Here is a 6636-nt window from a genome sequence, read left to right as displayed (position 1 = left end):
GACCAGGACGTTGATAGGTCAGGTGTGGAAGCGCAGTAATGCGTTAAGCTAACTGATACTAATTGCCCGTAAGGCTTGATCCTATAACAGGTGTGTCTTCCTTCCGATGTGAAGAGAAGAGCGCACAGGTTGAGATCATGTGTTGTGCCAGAAACAACACAACCCCAATTGAGCAACACCTCTTTACGCTTCTTCCCGATTGGCTGTGGCGCCAGGTTCAACCAGAACCCGAGTCGACGCAGCAACCCGTCATGCCTGATGACCATAGCGAGTTGGTCCCACCCCTTCCCATCCCGAACAGGACCGTGAAACAACTCCACGCCGATGATAGTGCGGATTGCCCGTGTGAAAGTAGGTAATCGTCAGGCTCCTTATGCAGCAAGTCCAGAACCCCGGTGTCTCCGAAAGAGAGCCGGGGTTCTGGCGTTTACGTGTCTGAAATGCGTGTGCGAGCAAAACGTCGCGCGATTCTTCTATACGTCCTTCGTGTCGAAGAACAAAAGGTTGGCGCCCGCCTGTGCGAAATTGCCGACGTCACGCGCCGCGGCCTCGCCTTCGGGCGAGCCGAGACCGGCACGCAAAGCATCGAAGCTATCGAAGCTCAGCACGGCCGCGAGGTGATACGGCGATGGCCCTTGCGGCGTCGACACCGGCCCGTTGCTGACTTCGTAACGCGTCATGCCCGGGATTTTCTTCGCGAGGGGGATATGCGTCGACGCGTAGTAGGCATCGAACGCGGCGGTATCCGCCGGAGTTTTGTAGAGCACGACGAGCTTGGCCATGACGTTGTCTCCTGGTGGGTTGGCAGGACATATTACGCGCATGTGCGAAGTCAGGCCGGTAGCCGTTCATCGCGCTCGAGTCGTCCAAGCGTGCCAAACAAAAAAGCCCGTCACATGTGTGACGGGCTTTTTTCATTCGAGCACTCTACAAGCGCTGCGTTAAAACCGCTTAACGCTCCAGGAACGGCCGCAGCTTGTCCGCGCGGCTCGGGTGCATCAGCTTGCGCATCGCCTTGCTTTCGATCTGGCGAATCCGCTCACGCGTCACGTCGAACTGCTTGCCCACTTCTTCGAGCGTGTGGTCCGAAGTCGTGTCGATGCCGTAACGCATGCGCAGCACCTTCGCTTCGCGCGGCGAGAGCGCCTTGAGCGCCTCGTCGATGGCAGCGCGCATGTTCGCGTGGATCGCCGCGTCGGCCGGCGAAGCCGAACCCGCGTCCTCGATCATGTCGCCGAGCGTCGCGTCGCCGTCGTCGCCCACCGGGCTTTCGAGCGAGACCGGTTGCTTGGCGATCTTGAGGATGCCGCGCACCTTCTCTTCGGTCATGCCCATGCGCGCGGCGAGATCCGCCGGATGCGCTTCCATGCCCGTCTGCTGAAGAATCTCGCGCGAGATGCGGTTGAGCTTGTTGATCGTTTCGATCATGTGCACCGGCACGCGGATCGTGCGCGCCTGGTCGGCGAGCGCACGCGTCACGGCCTGACGCACCCACCACGTCGCGTACGTCGAGAACTTCCAGCCACGGCGATATTCGAACTTGTCCACGGCCTTCATCAGGCCGATGTTGCCTTCCTGGATCAGGTCGAGGAACTGCATGCCGCGGTTCACGTACTTCTTCGCGATCGAGATCACGAGACGCAGGTTGGCCTTGACCATCTCGCCCTTCGCCTGGCGCATCTTCGACTCGGCAACCGTCATGCGGCGGTTGATCGCCTTGATCTGTTGCAGCGACAACGATGCAGCCGCTTCGATCTCGGCGAGCTTGCGCTGTTCCGCCTGGATAGCGGGCAGGCTGCGCTCGATCGAAGGACCGTACTTGCTCGATGCGGCAGCGGCGCGCACGCCCCATTCCAGATCGGTTTCGTGGCCCGGGAACTGCTCCACGAACGCCTCGCGCGGCATGCCGCAGCGATCGACGACGATGGCGAGCACATTGCGCTCGATCGCACGAATCTGTGCGACCTGCTCGTGCAGCAGCGTGCACAGGCGGTCGATGGTGCGGGCCGTGAAGCGGATCGGCGCGAGTTCGGTCTGGATGTCGGCGCAGATCTGCATCTCGGCGGACGAGGCGCGCGCGTTGACGTCCGTCGTGCATGCCATCTGTTCGAACAGCGTGCGAACGCGCGCGAAGATCGCGAGGCTGTCCGCCTTCAGTTGCGCGAGCAACGCTTCGTTGGCCTTGCTGTTGTCGGCGTCGTCGTCGCTGTCTTCATCGGAATCGTCCGACGAGTCGTCGTCCGAGGCCTGAGCGTCGACTTCTTCGTCCGAGTCGGTGTCGGCCGCAGCGGCCGGCTCTTGCGCGGCTTCGTCGCTGCCGATGCCGTCGACGAGCTCGTCGATGCGCATTTCGTCGGCGGCAATACGGTCGGCGTCGGCGAGAATCGTCGCGACGATCGACGGGCAAGCCGCGATCGCCTGGATCATTTCCTGGAGGCCGTCTTCGATGCGCTTGGCGACTTCGATTTCGCCGGCACGCGTAAGCAGCTCGCTCGAGCCCATTTCGCGCATATACATGCGCACGGGGTCGGTCGTGCGGCCGAACTCGGAGTCGACCGTCGAGAGCGCGACTTCGACTTCCTCGTCGGCTTCGTCGTCGGCCTGCTGGTCGGCGCGGGAATCTTCGTTCAGCAGCAGCGTGTCGGCGTCGGGCGCCTGCTCGTAGACCTGCACGCCCATGTCGTTGAACGTGGCGACGATCGTTTCGAGCGCGGCCGTCTGCGCGAAGTTATCGGGCAGATGGTCGTTAATGTCGGCGTGCGTGAGATAACCGCGTTCGCGGCCGAGCTTGATGAGCGCCCGCATTTGATGCTGGCGTTTTTCGAGTTGCGAGCCTGCGTCCATCTGATTCGTGTCGCCGGACTTGTCTTTCGACGAGCGGCGTGCGGGGCGGGCAGACGAGGTCAGCGCTTCGTCCCGGTCATGGCTTGTCAATACATTCTCCTCGAAGGGATAGCCCGACAAGGGCAAAAAGGGTCACGCGCCAGCGGCGTGGCGTCCTGGCGATGACGAAATTGCAGGGGAGTGGGCGGGGGCGCGCATGCCGGTCCCGCCAAGCGAGCGCCAAACGCACAAAGGCGTGGCAGCCTGGATTTTCGTGCAATGCAGAAAGACCGCGTATGGTAGTGCGTTACGGCATGCGAGGCAACCCGAATCGTCGTGTTTGCGGCACATTGACCGCCTTTAGGGTCGGGTCGTTTGCTCATCCAGCCGATCGCGCACTTTCTACGTGATTCCCTTAGACAAACTTTCGCACGGTTTGTTCCGCTAAATTTGATCTTCAGGCCTTGCACGTGCAATCGTTCCCCATTACTCATTTATGCGCTCCGAATTCGCTCGTACCCCGTCAATCTCACGTGCGAATCGAGACAACACTTTGAACGCACTCGCCGGAGCGCGGGTTGACGGTGCCCGGCGCCCGCTGGGTCACCCAATCGCCTGCGTAGCTTCCATATGGGGATCGGCATCCCCGTGGACAAGAGCGCAGCACGGCGCCGGGTCAGGGCGGGAATTCGTCGTATTGCGGCAGCGAATCGGTGATCTCGAACCACGGGGCCCGCGAGCCCACGAAGATATGCGCAGCCGGGCGGATATCGGGCGCGTCGACCAGCGTGCCGAGCGTCACGTGGACATAGGCGCCTTCGCGCACGACTGAATAGAGCAGCGAGCCGCAGCGGCCGCAATGGACGTCGTGAGCGGCCTGGGGATCGCCGTAGATCAATGCATGCGCCGCGCCCTGCGTGAGGCGAAGCGCTTCGCGCTCGATGCCCGCGAAGGGCTTGAACGCCGAACCGGTCGCGCGGCGGCACTGCGAGCAGTGGCAGATGAACGCGTAACGGAACGCATTCGCGACGTCGTAGCGGACAGCGCCGCACAGGCACTGGCCGCGCAGCGCGGTGGAAGGATCGATGTGGGTGTCGGCGGGCATGATGGGCGCAAGGGCAGATGTGGGTCGAATGAATCGACCGGTCAATCGGCAATGACCAGGCCAATGTCAAACATTGCAATGCAGCCAGTCTGCGAACGGCGTTCCGTCTCGTAAGCGTCACCACCATCTTACGCATCGGTCTCGCGCTGCGCAGGAAACAGCAAAGGTCACCGCATATGGGGATTGGGCTGCCAGGATTGCCCTGTGCGCCGGCCAATGCGCGTTCCCGAGGCCCCAAAACACCGAATTCAGCGGTGACTTTCCCATAGATGGTTACCTTTCGCGCCCCGCACGCCAGGTAACCGCACCACGGGCCTACCCCGGCCTTTCCCGCAGTTCCTTCAATCCCTTGATGACGACGAGCAGCGCGCGGCCGTGCTCCTCCGAACCGTCCCAGGCCTCGACGATTGCGTTGCGCAGCAAATCGTTATAAGCCGCCGCATGCCGGCCCGCCGCCGGCGCCTTCACACCATAGAAACTGCATAGCTTGTTGAATGACGCGCTCCGGCGCACCCGCCGCCCGTTCGACGTGCGAAGACGTGAAACGGTAGGCTGGCTGACGCCGGAAAGACGCGCGATTTCGCTGGCAGAACGCGCATCTGCCGATAACCGCCGCAGCAGCTCCTGCACGGGAAAATGAGTGTCTGGGGCTTCCATGTCATGCATTATACCTATACAGTAACGGTTATTGAATTGCCTGTCAGAATCGACGGGCAGCCGCATTCCGAGGAAGTCGATGGCTCTAAAACACCTGCCGCCCACGTTTTGCTGGTCCCGCATCGGGCCAGATGCCGGCGTTGATCTCCCCACGCTGATCCTGCGCAAGGAGTGGGAGCGCCGGCAGGGCGGCGGGCGGTTCCTGTGGGGCATCGGCCAGTCGCTCGGCAGCAGCGCGCAGGTCGCCGCATTGCGCACGGGGTCGCTCCTCGCGCTTTTTTCGCCGGCGGCAAGCCGTCCGCGCGCGGCGGTCAAGCGCGCCGGCCGCGCCGACGTCGTGGTCTGGAATGCGTGGATCGACGCGAGCGGCCAGGTGCGCCAGCTCCCGCAGCACGTGTTCGTCACGAGCAGCGCCACGCTGCCCTCCGGCGCCGCGCGCGAGCACCACTACGCGCTCGTCTGCGTCTCGCCCACCGAGCTCAGCATCGGCAGTTCGTTGCGCTTGCATCCGGAGCGGCTGCGCAGCGTGAACACGGGCAAGGCGCCCAGCCCCTCGCAAGGCACCGTGGTGGTGGACTGCGTCGAGCGGGCCGCGCAGGCGGGCGGCAAGAGCCATGCGCTCGTGTTCACGGCGGAACTGGAGGCACCGTATTTCGTGCGCCTCACACAGCCCACGCTCGTGAAGGCGCGCGATCTCGCGGCGATCCACGAGGCGTCGCGCATGGGCGACTTCGAGACCTGGGCAACCCTCACGAAGCGCGTGCGCAGCGAGGCTTGCGCGCAGCAGTCGCGCGGCTACACGCGCGACCTTTTCGACGTGCCGCCGGCCGAGCACACGGCGTCCTCGCGCCATGGCGGCGCCCGCATGCGCCATGTCTCCCGCGCGGGAGACTGGACGCAGCTCACGATGGAACTCATCCATGGCGATTCCCACCCGTTCACAAGAGGCCGAGGCCGCGCAACGCTTTTTTGAGGCGAGCCGCAACGTCGAGCGCGCCTTTCGCGCGCTTCGCACCGAGATCGACGACGAAGTCGCCTCGCCGCTGGCCTATGGCGCCGCGCAATCGGGGCTCGATCGCGCACTCGACGAACTGGCGTGCGCGCAGGCCGTGTTCGACTCGATAACCGTCGTGCGGCCGGGCGCCGGCAACGGCCATCAGGATCACTGAAAGACCGGCGCGATGACCCGCGAAGCGGCACGTACCGGAGCGGGCCCAACGGCGCTGGTCGCCATCGAGCACAACCTGCCGCCCGCGGAGCGCATCGTCGACGATGCGCTCGCCGCCGCTTTTCTGCCGCCCGTTGCGCGGGTGCTGGCCGAGCGCTGCGGCGCTGGCGGCGCACGCTGGCTGATGCGCGCGACCGAGCGCAAACACCCCGGTCTCTGGGGCGGCGTCCTGTGCCGCAAGCGCTATATCGACGAGGCGCTGCACGCTTCGTCGCCGCAAATGGAGGCGCTCGTCAACCTCGGCGCCGGTTTCGACACGCGCGCATTCCGGCCGCGGCCGGCCGCCGCCTTGCCCGCCTGGGAACTGGATCAAGCGGCGAACATCGAGGCGAAGCGGCGGCGAGCCGTGGCGCGCTTCGGCAAGGTGCCCGCCCATGTGCAACTGGTGGCGATCGATTTCGAGCACGAGTCCATCGCGGCAGTGCTCGCCGCGCGCGGTTACGGGCGCGCCCGGCGCACGTTCTTCATCTGGGAAGGCGTCACGCAGTATCTGGACGAAGCGGGCGTGCGCGCGACACTCGACTTTCTCGCGACCGCCGCGCCCGGCAGCCGGCTCGCGCTGACCTACGTGCTCAAGGACTTTCTGGCGGGCCGCGAGTTGTATGGCGCGGCGGCCATGCATCGGCGTTTCGTTGCGCGGCAGTCCGTCTGGCGCTTCGGCCTCGATCCGCAGGCGCTGCCGTCGTTCCTCGCGTCATACGGCTGGCGCGTGCTCGAACATCCCGAAGCCGTGGCGCTCGAGCGACGCTTTATCGCACCCACCGGCCGCGCGCTCACCTGCATGCCGTTGGAGCGCTGCGTGCTCGCGCAACGCGTTACCTGA

7 protein-coding genes and 2 rRNA genes are annotated in these 6636 nt (G+C 64.5%); 5 read left to right on the top strand and 4 right to left on the bottom strand.

The annotated features are described in order from the left end of the window. A 23S ribosomal RNA gene (locus C7401_RS07405) occupies positions 1 to 83 on the top strand; the annotation flags it as partial. A 171-nt stretch (positions 84 to 254) separates the two neighbouring features. Next, positions 255 to 368 (top strand): 5S ribosomal RNA (rrf, locus tag C7401_RS07400). 105 nt (positions 369 to 473) lie between these two features. Here rrf and C7401_RS07395 read toward each other — a convergent pair. From C7401_RS07395 to C7401_RS07380, 4 genes are all read right to left on the bottom strand, one after another. Continuing rightward, positions 474 to 782: an EthD family reductase gene (locus tag C7401_RS07395; protein ID WP_112170688.1), complete on the bottom strand. Its 309-nt coding sequence runs from the start codon at positions 780 to 782 to the stop codon at positions 474 to 476. 169 nt (positions 783 to 951) lie between these two features. Then, the gene (gene rpoD / locus C7401_RS07390) at positions 952 to 2934 is read right to left on the bottom strand and encodes an RNA polymerase sigma factor RpoD (RefSeq protein WP_112170687.1); all 1983 of its coding nucleotides are present in this window, start codon (positions 2932 to 2934) and stop codon (positions 952 to 954) included. Between the two features lie 565 nt (positions 2935 to 3499). Beyond that, on the bottom strand, positions 3500 to 3928 hold the full coding sequence (locus tag C7401_RS07385) for a GFA family protein (RefSeq protein ID WP_112170686.1): 429 nt from the start codon (positions 3926 to 3928) through the stop codon (positions 3500 to 3502). 315 nt (positions 3929 to 4243) lie between these two features. Continuing rightward, a complete protein-coding gene (locus C7401_RS07380; RefSeq protein ID WP_112170734.1) occupies positions 4244 to 4585 on the bottom strand; it encodes a helix-turn-helix domain-containing protein in 342 nt (113 codons plus the stop codon). Positions 4586 to 4664: 79 nt separating this feature from the next. On the opposite strand from C7401_RS07380, the gene C7401_RS07375 reads away from it, so the two are divergent. The 3 genes from C7401_RS07375 to C7401_RS07365 are packed head-to-tail and all read left to right on the top strand — an operon-like array spanning position 4665 to position 6636. Continuing rightward, a complete protein-coding gene (locus C7401_RS07375; protein WP_112170685.1) occupies positions 4665 to 5558 on the top strand; it encodes a hypothetical protein in 894 nt (297 codons plus the stop codon). Next, complete coding sequence (locus tag C7401_RS07370) at positions 5506 to 5754, top strand: hypothetical protein (protein WP_112170684.1); 249 nt, start codon at positions 5506 to 5508, stop codon at positions 5752 to 5754. Before C7401_RS07375 ends, C7401_RS07370 begins: the two co-directional genes overlap by 53 nt. Positions 5755 to 5766: 12 nt before the next feature. Then, on the top strand, positions 5767 to 6636 hold the full coding sequence (locus tag C7401_RS07365) for an SAM-dependent methyltransferase (protein ID WP_112170683.1): 870 nt from the start codon (positions 5767 to 5769) through the stop codon (positions 6634 to 6636).

Source organism: Paraburkholderia unamae (assembly GCF_003268775.1).
Lineage (GTDB): Bacteria > Pseudomonadota > Gammaproteobacteria > Burkholderiales > Burkholderiaceae > Paraburkholderia > Paraburkholderia unamae.
Note: the sequence above shows the minus strand (reverse complement) of the source record. Positions and strands in the feature narration are given on the sequence as shown.